18 protein-coding genes and 6 pseudogenes are annotated in these 25,112 nt (G+C 67.4%); 6 read left to right on the top strand and 18 right to left on the bottom strand.

Going from position 1 to position 25,112, the window contains the following annotated elements; all coding sequences use genetic code 11:
* Positions 1-78 precede the first annotated feature (78 nt).
* A pseudogene (locus SY89_RS19465) lies at positions 79-1,196 on the top strand (A24 family peptidase).
* A 2-nt stretch (positions 1,197-1,198) separates the two neighbouring features.
* Here SY89_RS19465 and SY89_RS02155 read toward each other — a convergent pair.
* A complete protein-coding gene (locus SY89_RS02155; protein ID WP_054582970.1) occupies positions 1,199-1,672 on the bottom strand; it encodes a phosphate-starvation-inducible PsiE family protein in 474 nt (157 codons plus the stop codon).
* A 160-nt stretch (positions 1,673-1,832) separates the two neighbouring features.
* Between SY89_RS02155 and hisI the strand changes: the two genes are divergently transcribed.
* Positions 1,833-2,237, top strand: coding sequence for a phosphoribosyl-AMP cyclohydrolase (hisI, locus tag SY89_RS02150; protein WP_054582969.1), 405 nt, complete (start codon positions 1,833-1,835; stop codon positions 2,235-2,237).
* Entirely contained in the window at positions 2,234-3,367 is a 1,134-nt protein-coding gene (locus tag SY89_RS02145) for a DUF7118 family protein (protein ID WP_054582968.1), read from the top strand. The genes hisI and SY89_RS02145 overlap by 4 nt, the downstream gene beginning before the upstream one ends.
* 16 nt (positions 3,368-3,383) lie before the next feature.
* Here SY89_RS02145 and glmM read toward each other — a convergent pair.
* From glmM to lipA, 8 genes and pseudogenes are all read right to left on the bottom strand, one after another.
* A pseudogene (glmM, locus tag SY89_RS02140) lies at positions 3,384-4,753 on the bottom strand (phosphoglucosamine mutase).
* A 107-nt stretch (positions 4,754-4,860) separates the two neighbouring features.
* Positions 4,861-6,758, bottom strand: a pseudogene (locus SY89_RS19460) (ABC transporter ATP-binding protein).
* An 81-nt stretch (positions 6,759-6,839) separates the two neighbouring features.
* Positions 6,840-7,130: a hypothetical protein gene (locus SY89_RS02130; protein WP_054582967.1), complete on the bottom strand. Its 291-nt coding sequence runs from the start codon at positions 7,128-7,130 to the stop codon at positions 6,840-6,842.
* Between the two features lie 39 nt (positions 7,131-7,169).
* Complete coding sequence (lpdA, locus tag SY89_RS02125; RefSeq protein ID WP_054582966.1) at positions 7,170-8,594, bottom strand: dihydrolipoyl dehydrogenase; 1,425 nt, start codon at positions 8,592-8,594, stop codon at positions 7,170-7,172.
* A gap of 2 nt (positions 8,595-8,596) precedes the next feature.
* Entirely contained in the window at positions 8,597-10,114 is a 1,518-nt protein-coding gene (locus tag SY89_RS02120) for a dihydrolipoamide acetyltransferase family protein (protein WP_054582965.1), read from the bottom strand.
* A gap of 3 nt (positions 10,115-10,117) precedes the next feature.
* Positions 10,118-11,104, bottom strand: a complete 987-nt coding sequence (locus SY89_RS02115; RefSeq protein ID WP_054582964.1) for an alpha-ketoacid dehydrogenase subunit beta — start codon at positions 11,102-11,104, stop codon at positions 10,118-10,120.
* Complete coding sequence (gene pdhA / locus SY89_RS02110) at positions 11,101-12,210, bottom strand: pyruvate dehydrogenase (acetyl-transferring) E1 component subunit alpha (RefSeq protein WP_054582963.1); 1,110 nt, start codon at positions 12,208-12,210, stop codon at positions 11,101-11,103. The genes SY89_RS02115 and pdhA overlap by 4 nt, the downstream gene beginning before the upstream one ends.
* A gap of 274 nt (positions 12,211-12,484) precedes the next feature.
* Positions 12,485-13,435, bottom strand: a complete 951-nt coding sequence (gene lipA, locus SY89_RS02105; protein ID WP_054582962.1) for a lipoyl synthase — start codon at positions 13,433-13,435, stop codon at positions 12,485-12,487.
* 115 nt (positions 13,436-13,550) lie between these two features.
* Here lipA and SY89_RS19455 point away from each other — a divergent pair.
* Positions 13,551-14,983 (top strand): annotated as a pseudogene (locus SY89_RS19455) (MATE family efflux transporter).
* 70 nt (positions 14,984-15,053) lie between these two features.
* Complete coding sequence (locus tag SY89_RS02095; RefSeq protein ID WP_054582961.1) at positions 15,054-15,755, top strand: hypothetical protein; 702 nt, start codon at positions 15,054-15,056, stop codon at positions 15,753-15,755.
* Positions 15,756-15,979: 224 nt separating this feature from the next.
* Here SY89_RS02095 and SY89_RS16365 read toward each other — a convergent pair whose 3' ends face one another.
* Together SY89_RS16365 and SY89_RS02085 are read right to left on the bottom strand one after the other, a co-directional pair.
* Entirely contained in the window at positions 15,980-17,008 is a 1,029-nt protein-coding gene (locus tag SY89_RS16365) for a hypothetical protein (protein ID WP_189319092.1), read from the bottom strand.
* Positions 17,009-17,382: 374 nt separating this feature from the next.
* Positions 17,383-17,673 carry a hypothetical protein gene (locus SY89_RS02085; protein ID WP_054582959.1) on the bottom strand — a complete coding sequence of 97 codons (291 nt, stop codon included), beginning with the start codon at positions 17,671-17,673 and terminating at the stop codon, positions 17,383-17,385.
* A 160-nt stretch (positions 17,674-17,833) separates the two neighbouring features.
* Between SY89_RS02085 and SY89_RS02080 the strand changes: the two are divergent.
* Positions 17,834-20,202 (top strand): annotated as a pseudogene (locus SY89_RS02080) (DEAD/DEAH box helicase).
* A gap of 34 nt (positions 20,203-20,236) precedes the next feature.
* Here SY89_RS02080 and SY89_RS18935 read toward each other — a convergent pair.
* From SY89_RS18935 to SY89_RS02050, 7 genes and pseudogenes are all read right to left on the bottom strand, one after another.
* Positions 20,237-20,473, bottom strand: coding sequence for a Brp/Blh family beta-carotene 15,15'-dioxygenase (locus SY89_RS18935; RefSeq protein WP_275575415.1), 237 nt, complete (start codon positions 20,471-20,473; stop codon positions 20,237-20,239).
* Between the two features lie 82 nt (positions 20,474-20,555).
* A pseudogene (locus SY89_RS18930) lies at positions 20,556-21,040 on the bottom strand (Brp/Blh family beta-carotene 15,15'-dioxygenase); the annotation flags it as partial.
* Positions 20,968-21,285 carry a hypothetical protein gene (locus SY89_RS17000; protein ID WP_189319090.1) on the bottom strand — a complete coding sequence of 106 codons (318 nt, stop codon included), beginning with the start codon at positions 21,283-21,285 and terminating at the stop codon, positions 20,968-20,970. The pseudogene SY89_RS18930 and the gene SY89_RS17000, both read right to left, overlap by 73 nt.
* A 153-nt stretch (positions 21,286-21,438) precedes the next feature.
* Entirely contained in the window at positions 21,439-21,933 is a 495-nt protein-coding gene (locus tag SY89_RS02065) for a lycopene cyclase domain-containing protein (RefSeq protein ID WP_204374408.1), read from the bottom strand.
* Between the two features lie 244 nt (positions 21,934-22,177).
* Positions 22,178-22,927, bottom strand: coding sequence for a bacteriorhodopsin (locus tag SY89_RS02060; protein WP_080506568.1), 750 nt, complete (start codon positions 22,925-22,927; stop codon positions 22,178-22,180).
* Positions 22,928-22,985: 58 nt separating this feature from the next.
* Entirely contained in the window at positions 22,986-23,864 is an 879-nt protein-coding gene (locus SY89_RS02055) for a bacterio-opsin activator domain-containing protein (RefSeq protein WP_054582955.1), read from the bottom strand.
* A complete protein-coding gene (locus tag SY89_RS02050; protein ID WP_054582954.1) occupies positions 23,855-25,039 on the bottom strand; it encodes a PAS domain S-box protein in 1,185 nt (394 codons plus the stop codon). The genes SY89_RS02055 and SY89_RS02050 overlap by 10 nt, the downstream gene beginning before the upstream one ends.
* Positions 25,040-25,112: the final 73 nt, after the last annotated feature.

Raw genomic sequence — 25,112 nt, 5'->3', positions numbered from 1 at the left:
CTACCTTCTGCGGTAACTGGGTGGCTCGGCCGCTCGGTTTCCCCAAACGCTTTGCCCGTCGCCGCTGGCGTGCGGGACATGGTCGATTCGCTGGGGGCCGTCGCCTCACTCGGCGACCTCGCGCGCCTGCTCGCAGTGCCGCTGCTGGGGTGGGCCGCGCTGCGGGATATCCGCACACGACGGGTGCCCAACTGGGTCTGGTACGTTTTAGGGATTCTTGGGATTGTTCTTTTGGTCACTGATCTATTGTATTGGTATCCCTTCAACACGTACTCGACCAATCTAATGCTCATCCGCGTAGCTATTAGTATTGGATTTGTAGCACCACTCTGTTTCCTGTTTTATCTCATGGAGGGCTTCGGTGGTGCCGATTTGAAGGCACTATTAGCCCTCAGTATTCTGTTCCCCACGTATCCGGCCTACTACCCGCCGATCACTCTCGTCGAAATGGGTGTTCCTGCAATACTACCGTATGTAAATACTCGAATCGGTGTATTCTCTCTCACAATACTCACGAATACTGTTATTGTTGGTATCGCATCTCCGCTTGCCCTCGCGGTTAGGAATGCTCTTTCCGGGAGATTCGGGTCCCGATGTTTCTTGGAATGAACGTTGATGTTTCAGAATTACCTGAACGGCACGGACGATTATTTGCCAATCAGCACCGATATTCCCTATCTAATCTTCAGCTTAGTTCGATATTGAACGCTTTTAGCCGAGAGAAGATCTCTTTAGATAACCTTGTCTCTCTTGTCAAACCATCTGGATTCGATCTCGACGCCCTGCGCATGTACCTGCGCTGGCGCGGGCTCCCGCTCGCGGAACTGCGCGCACACCCCGACCGCTACCGCGACCCCGACGGCGTCGGCGAGACGTTCGACGCCACCGACGGCGCCGTCGCCGAGGCGGCCGTCGAACACGACGCGGCCTCGGCTGCTGGCGACGCGCCCGAACCCACCGACGGCGACTACGACGACCCCTGGGCCGCCGAGCAGTTCCTCGACGACATCGAGGGGTCGGCGTACGGCACCGACGCCGAGACGCTGCGTGCGGGGCTGGAAACCGTCGCCGCCGCCGACGAGGTGTGGCTCTCGCCGGGGCTCCCGTTCATCGTCCCGATGTTCGTCGGCCTGCTCGTCGCGCTGACGTACGGCGACCTGCTGTACGGACTGTTGACCGCGTTGGGGCTGGCCTGACCTCACTGCCGCTCGACGACGAGCAACACCGCCAGCCCGAGGATGATGAGCGTGTACGCCGCCGCCGCGAACAGCGCCGCTTGCTCGCTCGGGTACTCGCCGGTCCGGAAGATGATCGCCTTCCGGACCATCGCGATCACGCCGGTGTAGATGACGAGGCGGACGATCCGGCGGGTGTCGGACTCCTGGGTGTAGGAGACGACGGTCTGGTACACCTCGACGATGATGAGCAGCAACAGCGCCGTGTCGATGAACCCGACCACCACCAGCGGGTCGGTGATGGTGCCATCGAGAGCGCTCCCGACGATCTGGAGCCCGAGGTCGAACACGCCGATGGCGAACAGGACTCCCAGCACCACCGCCGCGATAACCTCGGTGTACCGAATCAGCGTCTCGCTGAGTGCCAACAGGCGGTCGTCGACGCCATCCCCCGGCTCGGGCCGCCCGCCGAGCGGCTCCGGCTCCTCGTCAGTCATGGCTATTCGTTCGCCCCTGCCCTTTTGACTGTGACGCCCACCATCGCGGTCGAGTTGGGAGGGGCCCCGCTGGGCTCGTCGTCGCTGCCGTCTGCCCGCCCCGCGGTTCGGCGTCCCGCGGCCTCGGGTGTTTATGGGTCCGAGCGCCTACTGCCAGAGTATGGCTGAGCTCTCGACGGTCGACATCGACTTCGGCGACGACGGGCTGGTCCCCGCAGTGACGCAGGACGCCGACGACGGCGAGGTGTTGATGCTCGCGTACGTCTCGCCCGAGGCGCTCCGGCGCACCGTCGACACGGGCCGGGCCCACTACTACTCCCGCTCCCGCGACGAGCTTTGGGAGAAAGGTGCCACCAGCGGCAACACCCAGTCGGTCGTCGACGTGCGCGTCGACTGCGACGGCGACACCCTGCTGTACGTCGTCGAGCAGGCCGGCGGCGCCTGCCACACGGGCTATCGCTCCTGCTTCCACCGTTCCGTCGCGTCGATCGACGACGACGGCGAGACCGTCGACGTCGAGACGGTCGGCGAGCAGGTGTTCGACCCCGACGCTGTGTACGAATGAGCGTCGCCGACGAGCCGGTCCCCGCCGAACCCACGACCGACGACCTGCTCGCGGAGCTCCGCGCCGCCCGCGCCGAACGCGAGGAGATCGCCGCCGAGATCGAGCGCTACGGCGAAGGATCCGTCCAGGCCGTCGCCGACGCGGTGGGGGAGGCGACCCGGCTGTTCGACCGCTACGCCGACTCCGCGACCGGGACGGGCGACTTCGAGGCGTACCTGGAGTTCCAGAGCCAGTTCGCCGAACTGGTCGAGGACCTCCCCGAGGGGATCCCCGATCGCGAGGGGTTCGAGGCGGCAAACGACGCGGTCGATCAGCGCACCATCTCCGAGAGCGACTTCCAGCGCGCTCGCGAGGCGATCGCCGACGCCCGCGAGATCGCCGCCCTGCTCGATCGCCGCGAGGCCGCCCGCGAACGCGTCGACGACGCCGAGCGAGCGGTCTCCGAGCGGCTCTCGGCGATCGAGCGCCGGCTGGACGAGCTCGCCGAGCTCCGCCGGCTCGGCGACGCGGACCTCTCGGCGCCGACCGAAGAGTTGACCGAACCGATCGAGCGCTACGACGCGGCGGTCCGCGACGACTTCGCGGCGTTCGTCGACGACGCGCCGGTCCGGGAGCTCCTGGGGTTCATCGAGACGACGCGGCACTACCCGCTGATCGACTACCAGCGCCCGCCGAACGATCTGCTGGCGTACGTCCGGAACCACCCCGCCGGCGAGGAGCCGCTTCCGACGCTGCTGTCCTACGCCGACTATTCGGGCTCGAAGCTCTCACACTACGTCGAGGACCCGACCGCGTTCGAAACCACGGTGCCGGTCCACCGGACGTACCTCGATCGCATCGACGCCGCGCCGCTGACCGTCGGCTCGCCGCCGCCGGCCGCGGAACTGCGCTATCTCGCGAGCGAGCTGGTGTCGGTCGTCGCCAGGTTCGCCGACGAGGCGACGGTCGCGCTCGCCCGTGATCTGCGGGATCTGGCGCGGCGGGAGGAGTACGACCGCCTGCGCGACGCCGTCGTCGCCGAGTCGGAACTCACCGCCGACCAGCGCGAGGCGCTCCGGAACGGCGAGATCGAGGCAGAAGCGGAACGACTCCGGGAAGCCCGGCAACGGCTGGCTGAGGCGCTGAACTGAGAGAACGCCGCGGGGTTCAGTCGTCGTCGAGCGCCGCGGCGAGTTCGTCTTCGACTGCGTCGGCGAGTTCGACCGCGCGGTCGCGTTCGCGAGCCTCGGCGTAGATCCGCACCTTGGGTTCGGTGCCGCTGGGGCGGACCAACACCCACGCGTCGCCGTAGTCGAGGCGGTAGCCGTCGACGGTTTCGGCCTCCACGTCGGCGTCGGCGGCGTACTGCTCGGCTGCGCTCAGCATCGTGCTGAGCTCCGCCTCCTCGTCGTAGGCGAGGTTCCGCCGGACGTTCTCGTAGGCGGTGTAGGGCTCGACCACCTCGCTCGGCGTCTCGCCGCTCGTGGCCAGCAGTTCGAGGAACTTCGCGGCGATGAACGCGCCGTCGCGCACGAGCCGGTAGTTCGGGAAGAAGATCCCGCCGTTGCCCTCGCCGGCGATGGGGACCCGGCGACCGCCGGCCTGCAGCTCCTGAATCCGCGTGATGATGTTGGTCGCGCCGATGGGGGTGAGTTCGAGGTCGGCGCCCACCTCGTCGCACACGTCGACCAGCCGCTGGGAGACGTTCACCGCGGCGACGGTCGCGTCGCCGGGTTCGAGCGCCTCGGCCGCCAGCGCGGCCAGGGAGGCGTCGCCCTCGACGTACTCGCCGGCCTCGTCGAAGAAGATGGCGCGGTCGGCGTCGCCGTCGTGGGCGATCCCCACGTCGGCGTCGGCCGCGCGGACGAGCCGACCCAGGTCGTCGAGGTTCTCCGGCACCGGTTCGGGGTTCCGGCCGGGGAAGTGGCCGTCGGGCTGGCCGTTGACGGTCACGACCTCACAGCCCAGTCGGCGGAAGAACTCGGGGCTGGTGAGCGCGCCCGCGCCGTGGCCGGGGTCGAGCGCGACGGTCAGGCCGGCGTCGGCGATGGCCGCGCGGTCGACGTTCGCGAGCAGGTCGTCGACGTAGTCGTCGGCGACGCCGTCGATGCGTCGGGAGTTGCCGGTGGCGTCCCAGCCGGCCTCCTCGAACGTCTCGCCGAGCAGGCAGTCCTCGACGCGTTCGAGCTCGGCGACCGGGAGCTCGACGCCGTCGGCGCCGACGAGCTTGATCCCGTTGTACTCCGGCGGGTTGTGGGAGGCGGTGACGACGACGGCGGGGACTCCCTCCACCTCCGCGTAGCGCACGGCCGCGGGGTGGGCATGACGCCGAGCCGGTCGGCGTCGAGTCCCACGGCAGTGAGGCCGGCGTCGGCGGCGTTGGCGAACAGCTCGCCGGTGGTTCGGGTGTCCCGGGCGATGGCCGCGCGGTCGGTGTCCCAGACGGTGCCGGCAGCCTTGGCGACCCGGAGGACGAACTCGGCGGTGAGCTGTTCGCCGGCCACCCCGCGGGTGCCGCTGGAGCCGAAAACCTTCATTCAGGTGGTGGTGGAGTGTCCGGGTTCAAAGCGGTTCCGAAGGCTGCAGAACCTGACTCGCCGTTCGTGTCGTGTTCCCGCCACGTCGGCGAGACCGGGACCGCGGGCTAATCGTCCGCCGTCGCCGCCCCCGACACCGAGCCGCCGGCTTGCATCGCCCAGAGGCTCGCGTAGTCGCCGTCCGCCCGGAGGAGTTCGTCGTGGCTGCCGGTCTCGGCGACCTGCCCTTCCTCCATCACCACGATGCGGTCGGCGTCCTTGATCGTCGAGAGCCGGTGGGCGATGACGAACGCCGTGCGGTCCGCGGTCAGCCGGTCGAGACTCTGCTGGATCTGCTCCTCGGTCTCGGTGTCCACGTCGGAGGTCGCCTCGTCGAGGATGACGATCTCCGGGTCGTTCAGCAGGGCGCGGGCGATCGCGAGCCGCTGGCGCTGGCCGCCCGAGAGCTTCACGCCCCGCTCGCCGATCTCGGTGTCGTACCCCTCGGGCAGATCGGTGATGAACTCGTGGGCCTCCGCGGCTTTCGCGGCGTCGACGACCGCGTCGCTCACGGACTCGTCGTCGCCTGAGAGCACTGATAGGTCGCCGTAGGCGATGTTCTCCTCGGCGGTCCCCGAGAACATGTAGGGGTTCTGCTCGACGATCCCCACGTGCTCACGCAGGTGCGGGAGATCCCACTCGCGTACGTCGACGCCGTCGACGCGCACAGCCCCATCGTCAACGTCGTAGAACCGCGGCAGGAGCTTCAACAGCGTCGACTTCCCGGCGCCGGTCGTCCCGGCGAGTCCCACGGTCTCGCCCGCCGCCACGTCGAGATCGACACCGTTCAGGATCGTCTCGTTCTCCTCGTAGCTGAACGTCACGTCGTCGAACTCGACATGGCCCTCGACTGACTCGGGCACGTAGGCGTCCTCCGGGCTGGTGACCTCCGGTTCGTGGCCCAGGATTCCGAACACGCGCTCGGAGGAGGACTTCGCGAGCTGGTACTTGTTCGCGGTCTTGCCCACCCGCCGCATCGGCGCGTAGAGGCGGCGCAGGAGCATGAAGAAGGTCGCGACGACGCCGGCTTCCAGCGCGCTCGAGGAGCCGGTGATGATGTCGCTGCCGACGACCCACAGCATCGCGACGAACACCAGCCCCGTGATGATCCGGAGCCCGGAGAAAAAGGCCCGCCGGATCTTGATCGCGCCGACCTTCTCGTCGTGGTAGTGATCGCTCTGGTCGGAGACGCGGTCGAGCTCGAACTCGTAGCGGTTGAACGTCTTGATCACCCGCGCGCCGCCGAGGTTGTTCTCCAGCCGCGAGTTCAGACGGGAGACGGTCTCCCGAATCCCCCGGTACTTGGGCTCGATCCACGTCAGGAACCGCCCGGAGGCGAGGCCGATGATCGGCACCGGCGCCAGCGCGATCACCGCCACCTTGGGGAGTACCAGAACATGATCGCCGCGATACCGCCGACGGTGGCGACGACGCGGATCGCCTGCCGGATCTCCGTGTTGAGGAACTGCTCCAGCCGGTTCACGTCCTGGTTCAGCACCGACATCATCGCGCCGGTCTGGTGGGAGGCGAAGAAGCCGAGTGAGAGGCGCTGGATGTGGTCGTACGTGTCGTTGCGCAGGTCGCGCTGTACCTTCTGTGCGGTGGACATGAACAGGTACCGCGAGGCGAAGCGGGCCAGCGACCGCACGACGTAGGCGGCGCCGGCGATTATCACCAACTGCTCCAGGAACTGGAGGCGGGCGGCCTCGCCGGTGATCCGTCCGGTCGGGAGCAGCCCGGCGCTGACGAGCAGCCCCCCCTCGCCGGTCCCGTTCCGGATGACGCGATCGATGGCGACACCGACCAGCAACGGCGGGATTAGCCGGGACAACCGGACCACGAAGGCGGCGACGGTGCCCACGGTCAGGCGCCGCCAGTAGGGAACGCAGTAGCGCAGGAGCCCCTTCATCGAGTGGCCGTCGACCGACTGACGGATCTCGGCGAAGCTCCCGTGTTCGTCACTCATTACGGTTCGAAACACGTCCCAGTCGGAAAGATGTGGGGCTGCCGGAGGCGAAACCCGGTTGTGGGTGGCCGCTGAACGCCGCTAGGCGCTGTCCGCGGTAGTGAGGTCGGTCTCGGAGAGCGGCACCGTCGACAGGCCGCCGGCGTTCCCGTTCTTGTAGGCGTAGACCACCACGCCGGCCTCGGGATCGACCGCGCGCTTGAGCGTCCCGTGGGGGTCGTCGTCGGCGATGGTCGCGCTGTCGAGGTCAGCCAGCCGGTCCGTGTCGTCGCGGTCGTCCTGGGTCGACGAGGGACCCCGCTCCTCGTCGACGCCCCAGTCGTCGCTCTCGGTCGTGTCGTCGGACTCGTTCTCGTCGTCGAAGAGGGCCATACCGGGGTGTGACCCGCGGCGTGGAAAACGTACCGCTGCCTACCGGTTCAGCGTGTGGATCGCCTCGTCGTTGGCGTTCTCGGCGGCCTCCATCACCGCCTCCGCCAGCGTCGGGTGGGTGTGCACCGTCGACGCCACGTCCTCGAGCGTCGCGCCCATCTCGATCGCGAGCGCACACTCGGCGATCAGTTCGCTGGCCTCGGGGCCGACGATCTGGGCGCCGAGGATGAACCCGGCCTCCTGCTCGGCGACGAGGCGGACGAACCCCTCGCTCTCGCCGGTCGAGAGCGCGCGCCCGGAGGCGCGGAACGGGAACTGCCCGATCTTGGGCTCGAAGCCGGCCTCCTCGGCCTCGGCTTCGGTCATGCCCACGGTCGCGATCTCGGGGTCGGTGAAGACGGCCGCCGGGATCGCCTGCTGGTCCAGCGCCGCGGGCTCGCCGGCGATGACCTCGGCGGCGACGATCCCCTCCTTGCTGGCTTTGTGTGCCAGCATCGGCTCGCCGGCCACGTCGCCGACGGCGTAGATGTTGTCGACGTTCGTCCGGGCCTGATCGTCGGTCTGGATGAACCCGTTCTCGTCGACCTCGACGCCGGCGGCTTCGGGGTCGAGGCTCTCGGAAATCGGCTGCCGGCCGACCGCGACGAGCATCTTGTCGGCGTCGTACGTGTACTCCGCGCCGTCCTCGTCCTCGGTGGTGACGACGACCCCGCCCTCGGTCTCCTCCCAGTCGCTCGCGGCCTCGCCGAAGTTGAACTCGATGCCGAGCTCGTCGGCGCGCTTTTTCACCGGGCGGGTCACGTCGTCCTCGTACCCCGGCATGATGCCGTCAAGCATCTCGACGACGGTCACGTCGACGCCCAGCTTGGCGAACACCGTCGAGAGCTCCATCCCGATGTAGCCCGCGCCGACGACCAGCAGCTTCTCGGGCGGCTCCTCGACCTCGAGTGCGTCCCGGGAGGACCAGATCGGGTCGTGCTCGAACTCGAAGCCGGGCACCTGGATCGGCCGGGAGCCCGTGGCGACGATGGCGTGTTCGAAGTCGATGCTCTCCGAGCCCTGGCCCTCGCCGCCGTGAGCGATCCGGGCGGTCGAGTCGTCGACGAACGTCGCCTCGCCCTGCATCAGGTTGACGCCGTTGGCCTTACAGAGCTTCTCGACGCCCCCGGTGAGCTGGTCGACGACGCCATCCTTCCACTCCTGCATCTCGTCGGTGTGGATGACGGGGTCGGCGTGGACGCCCATCTCCGTCGCGTTGCGCGCGTCGTGGGCCACGTCCGTCGCGCTGATCAGCGCTTTCGAAGGGATGCAGCCGTAGTTCAGGCAGGTCCCGCCGTAGCCGTCGCGGTCGACCAGCGTCGTGTCCAGCCCGTTCTGTGCGGCGCGGATGGCGGCGACGTAGCCGCCCGGCCCCGCGCCGATCACCAGTACCTCCGTTCCCGTCGTAACGTCTCCTACGACCATTGTTAGAGCAGTAGTTTCGTCGGCTCGGCCAGGTATTCCTTCACCGTGTTCGTGAACTTCGCGGCTTCGGCGCCGTCGATGACCCGGTGGTCGATCGCCAGCGAGAGCGGCAGCGTGTGGGCTGCTTCGACCTCGCCGTCGTCGACGACCGGGCGCTGTTCGATGGCGCCGAGGCCGAGGATCGACGTCTCGGGGTAGTTGATGATCGGCGTCGCGTACTCGCCGCCGAAGGCGCCGAAGTTCGTGATCGTGAACGTGCCGCCCTGCATCTCCTGGGGCGAGATGCTGCGCTCGCGGGCCTTCGTCGCCAGCTCCTGCACCTCGTCGGCGAGTTCCAGCAGCCCCTTCTCGTCGACGTTCTCGACGACGGGCACCATCAGCCCCGCGTCGGTCGCGACGGCGATACCGATGTTGTAGTAGTTCTTCAGGCGGATGACCCCTTCCTCCTCGTCGAGTTCGGAGTTGAGGATCGGGTACTCCTTCAGCCCCGCCACGACCGCCTTCAGGACGAACGCCATGTACGTCAGGCGGATGCCCTTCTCCTCGGCGGTCCCCTTCAGCTCCTCGCGAGTCTCGACCAGCTGGTCGATCTCCGCGGTGTCGTGGTGGGTGACGTGGGGCGCGGTGTACTTCGAGGTCGCCATCTGCTCGCCGATGGTCCGGCGAACCCCGCGGTAGGGAACGGTCTCCTCGCGAGCTGGCTCGGCGGTGGCGGCCTCCGCGCCCGCCTCGGCCTCGGCGCCGGCTTCCGCTGCCGGCTCCGCCGCGCGCTCGGCGAACGCGCGCACGTCCGCTTCCTCGACGAACGCCTCGCCGTCGCGGGTCTTCTCGGTCGGGACCGCGTGGATGTCCACGCCGAGCTCCTCGGCGAGCGCCCGGGTCGCCGGGACTGCGAGCGTGGTGTCGCGCTCGGCACGGGGGCCGGCGTCCGCGCTGACGGTCTCGCTCACGCCGGCGCCGGTCGGCTCCGCCGGCGCCTCGCTCTCGCCGGGCGTGACGGCCGTCTCGGCGGCGGTCTCGTCGTGTGCTTCGGCGGACTCGGCGTGGGCGCGCACGTCGGCGTCGCTGATGCGGCCGCCGGGGCCGGTGCCCTCGACTTCGGTGATGTCGACGCCGAGTTCGCGGGCCAGCTTCCGGGCCGACGGCGGCGCGAACACGCGTCCCTCGGGCGTCTCCGCGGCCGCGGCCTCCTCGGTGTCGGTCTTCGCGTCGTCGACGCTGTCGCCGGGCTCGCCCTCGGTGTCGGGCGCTTCCGCGGCGGCGTCACCCTCGTCGGCGTCGGCCACCTCGAAGGAGATGATGACGTCGCCGACGGGGACGATGTCGCCCTCCTCGGCGAACAGCTCCTGTACGGTGCCGTCGTAGCGGGAGGGCACCTCGACCAGCGCCTTGTCCGTCTCGACTTCGGCGACGATGTCGCCCTCGCTGACGGTGTCGCCGGGCGACACCTGCCAGGAGACCAACTCGCCCTCGGCGACGCCCTCGCCCACGTCGGGTAGTTTGAACTCTTTGACCGTCATGGTTCAGAACTCCACCGCCTCACGGATACCGTCTTCCACTCGCGCGGCGTTGGGCAGGTAGTAGTCCTCCATCGCGTACAGCGGCACGGGCACGTCGAACCCGGTGACGCGCTGGATCGGCGCCTCCTGATAGACGAGCGCCTCCTCCTGCAGGAGGGCGGTGATCTCGCCGGCGAGACCGCCCGACTTGGGCGCCTCGTGGACGACGACCCCGCGGCCCGTCTTCTTGAACGACTCGACGATGGCCTCGCGGTCCATCGGCGAGACGGTCCGGAGGTCGACGACTTCGGCGTCGACGCCCTCCTCGGCGAGGTTCTCCGCGGCCTCGAGCGTCGGCCGGGTCATCGCGCCGTAGGTGAACACCGACACGTCCGACCCCTCGCGGCGGACGGCGGCCTCGCCGATCGGCACCTCGTACGCCTCCGTGGGCACGTCCTCGCGGAACGCACGGTAGATGAGTTTGGGTTCGAGGAAGACGACGGGATCGGGGTCGCGGATCGCGGAGATCAGCAGCCCCTTCGTGTCGTACGGCGTCGACGGCATCACCACCTTCAGCCCGGCCTCGTGGGTGTAGAACGTCTCCTTCGAGTCCGAGTGGCTCTCTGGCGCGCGGATGCCGCCGCCGTACGGTGCTCGCAGCACCATCGGCAGCGAGAACCGACTCCGGGTCCGGGTGCGGTACCGGGCCATGTGAGAGACGATCTGGTCGAAGCCGGGGTACATGAACCCGGAGAACTGGATCTCCGGCACCGGCTTCATGCCGCCGGTCGCGAGACCGATGGCGCTCCCGATGATCCCAGACTCCGCGAGCGGCGTGTCGATCACGCGCTGCTCGCCGAACTCGTCCTGTAGCCCCTGCGTGGCCCGGAACACGCCGCCGTTGGCGCCGATGTCCTGGCCCAGCGCGACCACGTCGTCGTCGAGTTCCATCTCGGTCGCGAGACCGTCCCGTACTGCCTGTACCAGGGTGAGGTTCTGCGTCTCGCTCATTCTTCCTCCAGGAACGCGTCCTTGCCGTGTCGGTCGACGGTCGCGACGAACTCGTCACGCTGTGCCTGCAGCTCCGGCGGGAGGTCGGCGTAGACGTGTTCGAACATCTCCTCCGGATCGGGCCGGGGCTCGGACTCGGCGGCGTCGATGGCCTCGTCGACCTGCCTCTCGACCGTCGCCTCGATCTCGGCGACGGCGTCGTCGTCGAGGACGTCTTCGGACCGGAGGTACGCCTCCAGCCGCGGGATCGGGTCTTTGGCCTTCCAGCGCTCGACCTCCTCCTCGTCGCGGTAGACGGTGGGATCGTCCGCGGTCGTGTGGGCACCGAAGCGGTACTGCACCGCCTCGATCATCGTCGGCCGGGGCTGATCCTCGTCGGGGTTCCGAGCCTTCTCCAGGGCGTCCTGGGTGACCTTGTACACGGCCAGCGGGTCCATCCCGTCGACCTGCACGCCCTCGAAGCCGTACGCGTTGGCTTTCTGGGCCAGCGTCTCCGAGGCCGTCTGGCGCTCGCGCGGCACCGAGATCGCCCACTGGTTGTTGTTACAGAAGAACACCATCGGCACGTCGTAGACGCCGGCGAAGTTCAGCCCCTCGTGGAAGTCACCCTCGCTGGTGGCGCCGTCGCCGAAGTAACAGATGCCCGCCGTGTCGTCGTGTCCTTGCAGCTTCCAGGACCACGCCAGCCCCGACGCGTGGGGGATCTGGCTCGCGATGGGCACCGCGACGGGGAGGATGTTCGCGTCTTCGGGCACGTCGTTGCCCGCCTCGTACCCCATCCAGTAGAGTAGCGTCTGCTTCAGCGGGAGCCCTCGCACGACCGCGGCGCCGTGTTCGCGGTAGGACGGCACCATCCAGTCGTCGTCGGCCAGCGCGTGGGCCGAACCGATCTGGGCGCCCTCCTGCCCGGAGAGCGGGGGGTACGTCCCCATCCGCCCCTGGCGCTGGAGGCTGACCGCCCGTTCGTCGAAGTGCCGGGCGAGCTTCATGTCCCGGTAGATGTCTATCAGCGTGTCCTCGTCGAGATCCGGCGGTTCGCCAACGAGGTTACCGTCCTCGTCGAGCACCTGCACCCGGTTCTCGGGATCGCGCTGTATCGTACTCACGGCTTCACCCTCCTCTCCATAGGGCGGAATTTCCTTCGCCGCGGTTATAGTGCTTTCGTAAATATTTATCATGGGCAGAAATCACCCGGGTTCAGTTGTGTACTTTTGAGAAGGACGCTTCTGAGTTGAAGATCTCTGGTTTATATCGCTATCGCTCTCCGATTCTCCACTGGAGGGACGCCGCCGCCGACGAAACTGGACGAACGTTCGGGAAGGATTCCTATTGGCTAACCGATAGTTGCTGGTGGGTAGCGTCGTCGGCGAGAACGGGAACTCAGCTCTCCGCGGCCGCGCGGGCCTCCTCACGGGCGCGCTCGGGGCTCTTGCCGTCACGGACGAGCGCGTCGACGAACAGTTCGCCAGCCTTGTAGGAGGAGCGCACCATCGGCCCCGAGGCGCAGTAGAGGAAGCCGAGCTCCTCCTCGGCGACCTGCCGCCACGTTTCGAACGCGTCGGGGTGGACGTACTCGAACACGTCGAGGTGTGAGCGCGAGGGCTGGAGGTACTGCCCGAACGTCACCACGTCGACGCCCACCTGCCGCAGATCCGAGAGCGTCCGGTAGATCTCGTGATCGTACTCCCCGAGGCCGAGCATCAGGCTGGTCTTGGTGTAGATGTCGGACTCGCGGTCGACCTGCTCGAGCACGTCCATCGTCTGCTCGTAGTTCGCGCGGCGGTCCCGAACCGGCCACTGCAGGCGCTCGACGGTCTCGACGTTGTGGGCGATCACGTCGGGCTCGGCGTCGATGATCTGCCGGACCGCGTCCTCGTCGCCCCCGAAGTCGGGGATGAGTACCTCGACGAGCGTCCCGGGGTTGCGCCGCTTGCACTCCCGGATCGTCTCGGCGAAGTGGGCGGCGCCGCCGTCGTCGAGGTCGTCGCGGTCGACGGAGGTCAACACGACGTAGTCGAGGCCGATCTCGCCGACGGCCTCGGCGACGTTTTCGGGCTCGTCGGGGTCCAGCGGATCCATCCCGCCGGTCGCCACGTCACAGAAGTTACAGCCCCGCGAACAGCGCTCGCCCATCAGCATGAACGTCGCCGTCCCGGGGCCCGTGCCGGGCCCGTCACGGCCGCTCCAACACTCGCCCATGTTCGGGCAGTTGGCCTCCTCACAGACGGTGTGGAGATCCCGATCCCGGAGCGTCTGCTTGATGTCGGTGAACCGTTGCCCCGTCGGCGGCTGGCTTTTCAGCCAGTCGGGTTTCCGCCTGCGGCTGCTCATACCCAGTAGTGGGGCGGCGCTCGTGAAAAGCGTGCGGTTCGTTCGACCGTTCCGGCCACTTGTTTCACAACCAATAGGTATTTGTTCCCGGTGGGTAATGAGCGTACGATATCGGATGTTCGACCTCGATTCCGGGGAGATAACCGAGGGGCGGCTCTCGCGGGCGTTGCTCGTGTTGGCGGCGCCGCTGGTCGCACAGAACCTCGTACAGGTGGCCAACTCCGCGGCCGACGTGTTCTGGCTGGGGCGGCTGGGTGACGGCGCGGTCGGCGCGGTCGGCCTGAACCAGCCGATCATGGCGCTTTTGTTCGTCCCGCTGACGGCGGCGATGGTCGGGACGCAGGTGCTCGTCTCCCAGCGTATCGGCGGCGAGAACCAGTCCGGCGCCCGGAAGGCGGTGTTCCACGGGGTCGCGCTCGCGTTCGTCGCCGGGCTCGCCCTCGCGCTGCTGGTCGCGCCCACTGCCGGCCCGATCGTCCGCCTCCTCGGGGCGGGGCCGGATGTGGCGCCCCAGGCCGCGGCGTACCTCTCGACGTACATGCTGCTCTTCCCGCTCACCTCCGTCAGCGACACCGTGGAGATGGGGTTCGTCGGCGCGGGCGACTCCAAGACGGCGATGTACCTCAACTTCCTCGCGATCGGCGGCAACCTCGTGCTCGACCCGCTGCTGATCTTCGGCGTCTGGATCTTCCCCGAGTACGGCGTCGCCGGCGCCGCGCTGGCGACCGTGCTCGGCTACACGATGTCGATGCTGCTCGGCCTCTACTGGCTGGCCGGCGACCACGGCTCGATCTCGCTGTCGCTCGCCGACGCCGGCATCGACCTCGACGAGCTCCGCGAGATGGTGGATATCGGCCTGCCGGCGGGGGCCAGCGGCTGGCCGCCCAGTCGGTCCGGCTGGTCGTCGTCGCGATCGTCACGGTCGTCGGCGGCGCCGCAGGGTTGGCCGCCTACACCGTCGGCGCCCGGGTCGCGACCATCGCGTTCGTCCCCGCACAGGGGCTCCAGCAGGCCGGCCAGAGCGTCGTCGGCCAGAACCTCGGCGCCGATCGCCCCGACCGCGCCCGGCGAGCGACATGGCTCGGCGTCGGCATCGCCGCCGGCGCGCTGGCGGTGATCGGCGCGGTGCAGCTCCTGATCCCGGAGCTGCTCACTGGCGTGTTCGTGCCGGACCTCTCCGAACAGGGCCGAGCGCTCTCGATCCGGTACCTCGAGATACTCGCGTACGGGTACTGGGCCATCGGCGCCACGTACATGCTCCTCGCCGGACTCAACGGCGCCCGCCGCACCAAGACCAGCCTGATCGTCGACCTGGTGAAGTACTGGGGGATCCGGCTCCCGATCGCGGTGCTCGCGCTGCCGGCCGGCCTCGGCGTCGGCGCCCTCGGGCTCTCGCTCGCGCCCGGGCTGGGCTGGGGGATGGAGGCGATCTTCTGGGCGGTCACGGGGTCGAACGTCGCCGCCGCGCTGGGGCTCGGCGTGTACTTCAAGTACGCGACGGGCGAGGGGATGATGCGCCGCGCGGCGAACGTGGCGGCCGCCGACTAGCGCTAGCGGCGCACTGCCGCGGTGTCAGTTTTAATGCTCTCTCCTGTGCCGTGCTTGCAAAGGCGCCGTCATGTTCGAGCAAATCGTCTCCTCGGTCACGAACAACCCGATCCGGTACGCTGCACCCGTCGTCGCCGGCGCGTTCCTGTTGATCACCGTCTATCAAGCGAAGAAGGGCCGTCGCGGGCCCGAAGCGGAGTTCTGGGAGTTCGTCCGCGGCACCGCGATCCCGCTGCTCGACAAGGCCGGCCGGGCGCTGGATATCGGCTACGCGGCCTACACCGTGGGTTACTACGAGTACGCCGGCACGCTGGACGTGACGCCCGAGGAAGCGGAGTCGTTCCTCTACGAACACGGCTTCCGGTGCAACCCCCTCTCGGCGTACAAGACCCTCCCCGACGGCCGCACGGAGCAGGGCTCGTGGGTCTGGCGCGAGAGTCTGCTCGCGACGAAACAGCTCCACGTGATGACGTTCCGCCGTGACGACGGCTCGACCGACTGCTACGCCCACTGGGAGTACTCCGCGATAAACCCCGCCACCGCGCTGAAACACTACCGCGGGGTGGACTACAGCCCGAAGAAGGGCGAGCGGAAACTCGAGGCGAAACTGCCCGACGGCAGCCTCGTCAAGCGCCCGCCCAAACCTGCCGAGACGAACTCCGACGGGTCGCCGACCGCAGCCGTGTCGGCGGGCGAGTCGGCGGGCGGATCGAGCGCGGACGCCACGAGCGCCGAGGCGAACGCGGACGCGACCGCGACCGCAGGCTCGTAGCCGCGCCCGCCCGCGCGGCCGAGAAAACTTCGATTTGAGAGTCCGCGAAAGGTGCTGGACCTCGGCATCGCGATGCTCGAGGCGGCGGGGAGGTGGGTCTCCTCGAACACCTGTAGGTCGGTCAGCATGCTGTCAACGTTTGACGGGGTGGGATACAAAAGTAGGGGGCAGGACCGTTATGTCCTGCAGTTCCAAGTGTTCGTTAATAGCTACAGAACGTCTGTTCAGTAGTCACCGTCCGTTTTCTTAGTCTCAATTTCGACGCTCAGGGGGAGGTTTGTCGCTTTGTACTTCATTTCTGACGAATTATCGCTAGCAACCTTCTTGACCCCGTATTTTCGCTTCTGCTCCTTACTCATCTTACGCGGGTTTAGTGTAGCTGGCGTCTCGGGATCCGCACCCTCCCCTTTCGTTGGTGTACCCGGATCTGCACCATCTTCTCCATACTGAGGGTCGGCTTCATATCCTGAATCCACATTATATTGTGAACCGGAACTGTACGGTGCTGTATCTGCATAGTACGTGAAGTTCAGAGTGAATTGTACTTCCGTACCAACCTCCCCACCAGTCCAAGCTGTGACCTTTACCTCATCATCCGTGTCCACGTCATATGGAACTTCTACTACAAGGCGATGTGACTGAATCATCTTTTCATGATATTCATTGAGTTCATTATCGAACGTGAACCCGTTTGTCACGTTATTCAGGCCTTGCTGAACATCTTGTATCATTAATTGAATCAGGTCTTCAGCTACCATCACACCGCCTACCGGTGCATTTATTGCGCCAATTAAGGAGTCAAATAGCAAATCTGCTATATCTAGTCCCTGGACCTCCTCATCTGGATGGGGGTAGAATCCACAGTATTTCTCGTCATTCATTGTATAGTGTGTGAAATCTGCCCCATAATTATTTGTTGTACCACTCATGTCTAAATCCCAGTGTTGAGAAGAGATGTGGCTTGCGTCCCTCTCGTAGCTACCGTCGCTAGATCGCCTATCCCAGGCCTTAGAAGTAGTTGATATCGCAAATTCGTGCCTCCAGTAATCATCCTGCTCGCCCGATGTAGGCACGTACCAGCCAATCGATGAACTCTGGGTGACAGCTGGTTCCAGAATATTGCCAGTATTGAGTACGTGGGTGACTGCATCACTAAACATCTTAGGCTCATCACCAGTGATTGCTGCAGCGTCTCCAGAACTGAGTGCTGACAGTACTGCAGTACCGATACCGCTTGCAGCCGCTGATTTCATTATGGCCACCGATTAATCTTTCTCATGATTTTCCTCATTAGTCACTTAACACCAATAGATATAAAACTTTCTTTCAGATAGGAATTCTAGTAACCTAAGGTGGAAGAGGTAAATATTTAAATAAAGAATAGTATCCTGATAGCATGGTCCAATTCTCGTTGCCTTACAGTTTGCTATTGATAATTTTGGGATCAGTATTTATCATCTATCCGCAGAAAATTGTCTGGTTACGCAAGGCACTCAAGAAAGGCGACACTAGAAATATTTCTATGTCTACAGATAAGTGCAAAATCTATAGATTATTTGGAATAATCGGGCTGATTGTTGGTCTGTTTGGCGTTTCTATACACATCTAGTTGATTTATTAAAAACCGTTACTCTTCTTCGAGTAGGCCGTAGAGCCACCCGTCCCAGTCGTGGGAGAATCGGTTGGGCGCGTCGGCGAGTTGCTCGCGGACGAAGTGCAGCCATTTCGCGCCGAACAGCCGCTGTTCGTTGTCGTACGCACGGTCCTGCTCGTCGTCGTCCTCTAACCCATCCTCGGCCTCGCGGAGATCGTCGCTCACGAGCTCGTCGACTGGAATGTCGATCGTCGTGCCGTAGTCGGGCGTCCGCGGGTGGCTGTTACCGCTCGCGACGGCGCCCCTCGGCGTCGCCGACGCCACGATCGTCCCAGTGGCGTACTTCGACTGGGATGTCAGGCACTCACCCCTGTGGCTTCGACTGGCGCCGCAGTCCGCGTAGATATTCTCCTCGCTGGCGGGTGGTTTCGCTCAGCCCGGGACTTTCCAAACCTCTTTCTCCGTGGCCCGCCCGCTTCTGCTCGTGTCTCAGCGCTCCGACGCCACGGCCCGCGTCGCCGACGTCGTCCCGGAGTTCGCCGGGGCGTTCGCGTTCGAGGAGTTCAACGCCATGCAGCGGGAGGCGCTGCCCGCACTCCTCGACACCGACGAGAACGTCGTCGCGAGCGCGCCCACCGCCTCCGGCAAGACCGCCCTCGCCGAACTCGCGATCTGTAAGACCCTCCGCGAGGACGGCACCGCGCTGTTCATCGCGCCGATGCGGGCGCTGACCAACGAGAAGGAGGCCGAGTGGGACCGCTTCGAGGAGCTCGGCTACTCCGTCTACGTCGTCACCGGCGAGCGCGACCTCGACCCGCGCCGCGCGGAACGCGCGGACATCCTCGTGATGACGCCGGAGAAGACCGACTCGGCCACCCGGAAACACGAGTCGGCGCGCTACGGCTTCATCACCGACGTGGACTGCTGTGTGATCGACGAGGTGCACCTGCTCGACTCCGAGAAGCGCGGCTCGGTGCTCGAGGTCACCGTCTCCCGGCTCCGCCGGCTCTGTGACCCCCGGATCGTCGCGCTCTCGGCGACGATGCCCAACGTCGAGGACGTGGCGGAGTGGCTCGACGCGCCGCCGGAGAGCACGTTCGCCTTCGGCGACGAGTACCGCCCGGTCGACTTGGAGACCGGCGTCAAGACGTACAGCCACGGCGAGAACTCCTTCGCGGACAAGTACCGCCGGCTCTACCGCGCGCTCGACCTCGCGAAGCCGCACATCCGCGAGGAGGGCCAGTCGCTCGTGTTCGTCTCCTCGCGGCAGGACACCGTCCGCGCCGCCGAGAAGGCCCGCGACGAGACGACCGAGTGGGAGATCGAGATGGGCTCCCGCGGCGAGTACGACTTCCACACCGCCGCCAAGGAGCTCGAAAACGAGAAACTCCGCCACTCCGTCGTCGACGGCGTCGCCTTCCACCACGCCGGGCTCTCGCGCAACGACAAGGACCTCGTCGAGCAGTGGTTCAAGGAGGGGAAGATCCAGCTCCTCTTCTCCACCTCGACGCTCGCGTGGGGGTGAACCTCCCCGCCCGCTGTGTGGTGATCCGCGACACGAAGTACCACGACCCGCTGGAGGGCGAGGTCGACATCTCGCCGCTGGACGTGCTCCAGATGCTCGGCCGGGCGGGCCGCCCGGGGTACGACGACGTGGGCTACGGCTGGGTGGTCTGCGACGCCGACGAGGCGGACAAGTACCGCAGCCTCCTCCGGGAGGGGAAGGAGATCGAGTCCACCCTCGCCGGCGACATCGAGACCCACCTCAACGCCGAGGTGGCGATGGGCACCATCCAAGGGCTCGACGACGTGATGTCGTGGGTCGAGACGACGTTCTACTACGTGCGCGCCCAGTCGAAACCCGACGCGTACGACTTCGAGAACCTTCGCGAGCGCGTGCGCGGGACCGTCGAGAGCCTCGTCGACTCGGGGTTCGTCGAGACCGACGACGACCTCGGCGTCGAGGCCACCACGCTCGGCCGACTGGCGTCGAACTACTACCTCCGGCTCGACACCGCCGAACGGTTCCGCGCGGTCTGTGAGCGCGACCGCCTCTCCGGCGACGACGTGCTCGAGGCCGTCGCCGCCGCCGGCGAGTTCGACTCCGTCTCGGCCCGCCAGTCCGAGACCGAGGCTATCGACCGCGCGCTCGACGGCGCCGGCGTCGAGACCGACCTTGAGAACGGCAACCGCAAGGTGCTCGCGATCCTCCACGCCGCGACCGACGGCCGCACGCCGAGCGAACTCCGCTCGGACGCCTGGATCATCCGGCAGAACGCGCTCCGCCTGATCGCCGCGCTCCGGGAGTTCGCCGCCGCCTTCGCCGGCCCGCGGGCGGCGAACCTCGTCCGCCGGATGGAGGCCCGCGTGGAACACGGGGTTCCACGGGAAGCCGTGGGGCTGACCGCCGTCGAGGGCGTCGGCGCCGGCCGCGCGGAGTCACTCGCTAGCGCCGGGTTCTCCTCGCCGGCGACGCTGGTCGACGCTGGCGCCGAACAACTCACCAACGCGGACCTCTCGCGGAGCGTCGCCGAGCGTGTCGTCGACGCCGCGGCCGATCTCCCCCGGATCTCGGTCGACTGGGGCCAGTTCCCCGACTCGATTCCCGCCGGCGAGAACGAGATGTGCGAGCTGACCGTGCGCAACGCGGGCGGCGGCGCCCACGTGGGCGTCCGGGTGACGGTCAACGGCACCGAGATGACCGGCTCGGCGACGTATCTCGGCGACTCGGAGACGGTGCCGGCGCCGGTGTTCGGCGCCGACGCGGACGAACTCCGGTTCGTGGTCGAGGTGACGTTCCCGGAGCTGCCGCTCGCGCCAGTGCGGGAGGACCGGACGGTTCAGGTGCTCTAGGCGGGCTGATCGGGGCCGTCCCGGCCGACCCGACTCACAGGGCGGTGTCGGCCCCACCGACGCCACGCCACACCCCTTCTGCGTAGTCCATCGCCGTCACGACGACGACGTGGGGCAGCGTCACCACGGCGACGAACACCAGGTACAGCGCCGCGTACTCGGGCACCGTCCGCACGCTCGCCGGCACGACGGCGCCGAACGCCGCGAGCAGCACGAGCGAGAGCAGCGTCAGCGGCGCCGCCTCCCGGGCGAACCGCCGCCCCGCCCCCAGAGCCAGACGACGAACGCGACCGACCCTTCCGGGGCCCTCGGTCGGGGGCTAGCAGCAGCAGTCGGGCGATGTGCCGGAGCGCGTGCCAGCAGGTGAAGTAGAGCCCGACGGCCACCAGCGGGGGACGATCGCGAAGTACGCCCAGAGGAGGCCGACCTCCGCGGCGTCGATTCGCCACCGTCGCCGCCCACTGGCGCCGGCGGCCAGTCGCCCGAGGGCGAGCGTCCCGAGGCTGAGCACGGCGAACCCGACCCCGAGCGTAGCGCGTGTCCGGGGCGTGAACAGCCACGGCATCTCGAGACGAACCCCGAACAGCGCGACCCACGCCGAGAGCACCGTTCGGTAGCGGTCGGGGGCGAACAGTAGCGGCACCAGCATCGGCAGTCCGCCACGGACGAGCAGCGTCCCCCACCGCACCGCCCGGGCGTGGAGATGCTCGGCGTCGAGGAGGCTCCGGAGCACCCACACGTCACCCTGGCCCCAGTGGAACCACGTCAGTACGATAAACGCCAGGGCGGCCAGCCGCGGCACCAGCAGCCAGCAGACGGCGTAGGCCCCGCCGACCACGAGGTACAGCACGCCGACGCCCACCGCGCCGACCCAGGGCCGATCGACCGAGAACGGCCCCCGTCGGCGCCGAGCCGGGAGGGAACGAGGTGGTCTACCGCGCCGTGGGGCAGGCCGAACAGGACGACGCTCAGCGCCAGCGGGAGGTATCGCGCCCACGTCGGCAGCGAGAGCCCGACTGCCCCGCCGAGGGCGGCGACGACGATCAGGCAGGCGAACAGCAGGCGAATCGGTCGCCCGAGCACCCCCGAACGAGCCCGCGGCGCGCCCCATCGGCGACCTCGGCGTCGTTCACCGCCATCTGTCCCGGACCCAGCGAGCGAGCACGAGTCCTTGCACGACGAACACGTTCGTAACCACGAAGAACAGCGCCTCCTCGACGGGCAGGCCCCCGATCGTCACGCCGGTCGTGTACGTCGGCGACAGCTCCCAGACCCCTGGTGGATGGCGATCCGATCGACGACCGAGAGGTACAGGGTGGGGACGGCGACGCCGAGTAGGACCGTCCGCCGGCGGTCGAGCAGTGCGGGTGCGCCGACGGCCCACTGCAGCGCCAGCACTGGCGCCGCCCACGTGAGGATGGCGCCGAGGTAGAACGTGGGGTCGCTCCGCAGGCACCAGAGCCCGACAACGCCGATCGCGCCGGCGAGGCCGACCCCGAGGAGGCGCTCGCGGGTTCGGGTCTGCCGGCCCCGGTGGCTCGCTCCGGGCGGATCAGCCCGGAGATGGGAGAGCCACAGCGCGGTCAGGACCGTCTGCGCCCCGAAGAAGGCGTACTCCGAGACCGGTGCGTAGCCGACACGGGCGAGGATCCGTCCGGGTCCGTACCCCCAGACTCCCCGTGCGATGAGGAAGTTGTCCCACGGCGTCGTGTACACCACCGCCACGGTCACCAGTAGCGCCACGTCGAACCAGTAGCTCCGCGTCGCCCCCGGACCCAGACGGTCCGGTCTGGGGCGTGGCGACGGGAAATCGTCGTCGCTGCGAGCAGTGTGAGCACTGCCGGGAGTACGAACGCCGCGTGGAACTGGGGGTACGTGAGGCCGGTCATTGGGTGGGGAAGTCTCGGCGGTTCGGGGGGCCGCCGGTCGGCCGCCCGTCCGGGTCGACTGGCGCCGTCACCGTGGCACCGACCGGTCAGTCGGCCGGCTCACCGCCCGCCGACTGGCTGGAACTGACGGCGTCGAGTGCCTTGCGGCTGGACAGCAGGATGTACCCGAAGCCGACCTTCGCGACCAGGTCGAGCACCATGAACCCTGCCGTCTCGGTGTAGATACCGACGACGTTCAGCCCCTCGGTGCCCACGAGCCACCAGACCGGGTACACCAACCAGATGACCACGATGAGCGTCCGGAGCGTCTCGAACGTCGACCGCACGTCGCCGCCGAGTTGGTCGACGCGGTCGTCCAGCGTGCCGTACAGCATGTACAGCAGTACGAGCAGGAAGCCCGTACTCACGCCCCACCAGAGGAGGCGGCGCGCACCGACGCTCAGTGCGCCGGCCCCCGCCGACAGGGTGGCGACGGCGCCGGTCGCGATCATCAGCATGTCGAGGCCGACGAGGCTGGAGAGCTCGTTACGGGTCGCCCCGGCCAGCAGGCCGAGGTCCAGCAGCAACAGCGGGGTCGTGAAGAACCAGTCCGTGTACCGCGCCCAGTAGATGGGCAGTTCCTCACCCGCGATGGTGACCGTGGTCAACCCGAACCCCAACGCCATCGCGAGATAGTTCACGAACGCGATGGCGGTGATGAATATCGTCACGATATAGAACTCCTGTCTCCGCTCGTCGGTCTCGCCCCAGCCGCGGGCGATGAAGTACAGCATCCCGACGAACATTCCGACGGTACCGAGCCACAACCATATCTGCTCTGAACCTGGGTTTGGCATGCTACAACGTGGAGGTTGTGAGTGTATGTGACTAAACGTCGTACACAACCAGTTAGGCTCACCGCGCGATCGCGTCGTCGAACGCCGCCAGTAGCTTCCGGAGGGCCGCCCGCAGGTGCTGGTGGAACGTCGAGCGAGCGACACCGAAGCTGGCCGCGAGCTCGTCGCCGTCGGTTTCGCGGGGCCACTCGAAGTAGCCCGCGGCGACCGCCGTGGTGAGCGCCTGCTGCTGTCGGTCCGTGAGGCGCTCCTCCACGTCGACGACGAACTCCGTCAGCGTGGTCTCCCGGGCCGGGCTGTCCCTGAACCCCCGCACGTCGACGGGTCCGTACTCGGACTCGAGCTCGTCGACGAGAGACCGCGCCCCTGCCTCCTGCTGCCCGCGTGCGACGACCGTCACCCCGGAGGCGTCGACCTGGAGATCTGCGAGCCGCAGACCGTGGGTCCTGACGGCGTCGAGCAGCGGCAAGTCACCCAGCGCGAACGCGAACAGTGGGTTCTCCGCGCGTTCGGCGACACACCGACACGAGCGGACGCCGGCGACGGCGTCGGCGGCCTCGCGGAGTTCGGCCGCCGTCACGTCCACGGCCGTACAGAGCACTGTCGGCCCGTCGTCGCCGGGCACGACCCCGGCCTGTCGGAGCGAACAGTCGGCCCGGTCGGCCAGCTGCACGAGTGGCAGCGTCGGCGCTCCGACGGTGAACGCCACCTCGAAGCCGCTGTCGGTGGTGAGCGAGCTCTGGCTGTCGATAGCGTTCAGGCCGACGCCGATCGTCCGGCCGATGGCCGACAGCACGGCCCGCTCCTCCCGGCCAAGCGACATCGCCGCGTCGGTGTAGACACAGAACACGCCGAACACCGTCCCCCGATACGTGACGGGGACTGCTGCCACCTCGCCAACGCCCGAACGCCAGCGCCCGTCCTCGGCTACCGCCACGGTTCGTTCCGCGATCGCCGTCGCGAGGAGCGCCGGTTCGGGGGTTCGGCGCCGTCGACGCCACTGTCCAGCGCCGTCCCGCCGTCGGGGGTGGCCTGCGCGTCGTTGTCGGGGATCGACACCGAGCCGAGACTGTCGGCGGGATCGGCGTCGAGCGTCGAGACGGTGCTCCACTCGGGGTCGATCCGCTCGCTGGCCGGATCGTACGTGGCCAGCCACGCGGCCGCGTAGGTGGCCCCGAGTCGGGCACAGGCCGACTCCCCGAGCGCTGTTCGACTCCCCGCTTCGACGACTGCGCCGGTGACGGGTTCGACCAGGCCGTCGAGGCGATCCAGCAGGGTTCGGAGCGTCTCGCGCTCCTCGGCGAGCGCCGTCCGGTGGCGTTCGGCGGCCTGTTCGGCGCGCTTTCGCTGCGTGATATCGTTCTGGAACCCGGCGTAGTGAGTCACCGCCCCGGCGTCATTCCGAATCGGCGCCAGCGACACCTCCTGCCAGAACATGTTCCCGTCCCAGTCGTAGTTCCGGAGCTCGACCCGCACCGGCTCCTCGGCGTCGATGGCCTCACGCATCCGCGTGACCGGCTCCTCCTCGGTGGCTGGGCCCTGCAGGAACCGACAGTTCCGGCCGATCGCGATCTCGCGGTCGTAGCCGGTCTGCTCGACGAACTTGTCGTTGACGTAGACGAGCGGCTGGTCCGGGTGTGTCACGTCGGCGACGGTGATCCCAACCGGCGCCTCGTCGAGCACGCGAGCCGTCGACGGCGGAACGCTTGTCCGTTCTCCGATCGGCGACCGTCCGGGGGCGCCGGATTCCTCGCCGCGGTCGGGACGCGGGGTCAGTTCGTGGACGACGCCGATCAGCCGCGCCACCGGGCTCGGTCCCGACAGGGAGAGGGTGGTATCCACCCCCGGTACCGTCTCGTCGCTGACCGCACAACAGGGCACGGCGTTGTCGCCGGCCACCGAGATGAGCTGCTGGGCGCCGTCGCCCCTGGCGCCGACGACGAGCACGTCGACCACGTCGCTGCTCACGTGTCGACCCGCGTCCTCGAGCGAGTCGGCGTGACTGACCGCGAGGCCAGCGTCACGGAGGCGCTCGTGGAGCTCTTCCGCCGGGGTGAGTGCCGACGGCAGTGGGCCGGCGAGAAGAACGTGGTGTTTGTGCACGAATGACATGATCAAGTGTGTATATATCTGTACCGAGTTGCATAGGTGTTCCCCGAGGGGGAGTTATCGGTTCAAGTGGACC

Source organism: Halolamina pelagica (assembly GCF_001307315.1).
GTDB lineage: Archaea > Halobacteriota > Halobacteria > Halobacteriales > Haloferacaceae > Halolamina > Halolamina pelagica_B.
Note: the sequence above shows the minus strand (reverse complement) of the source record. Positions and strands in the feature narration are given on the sequence as shown.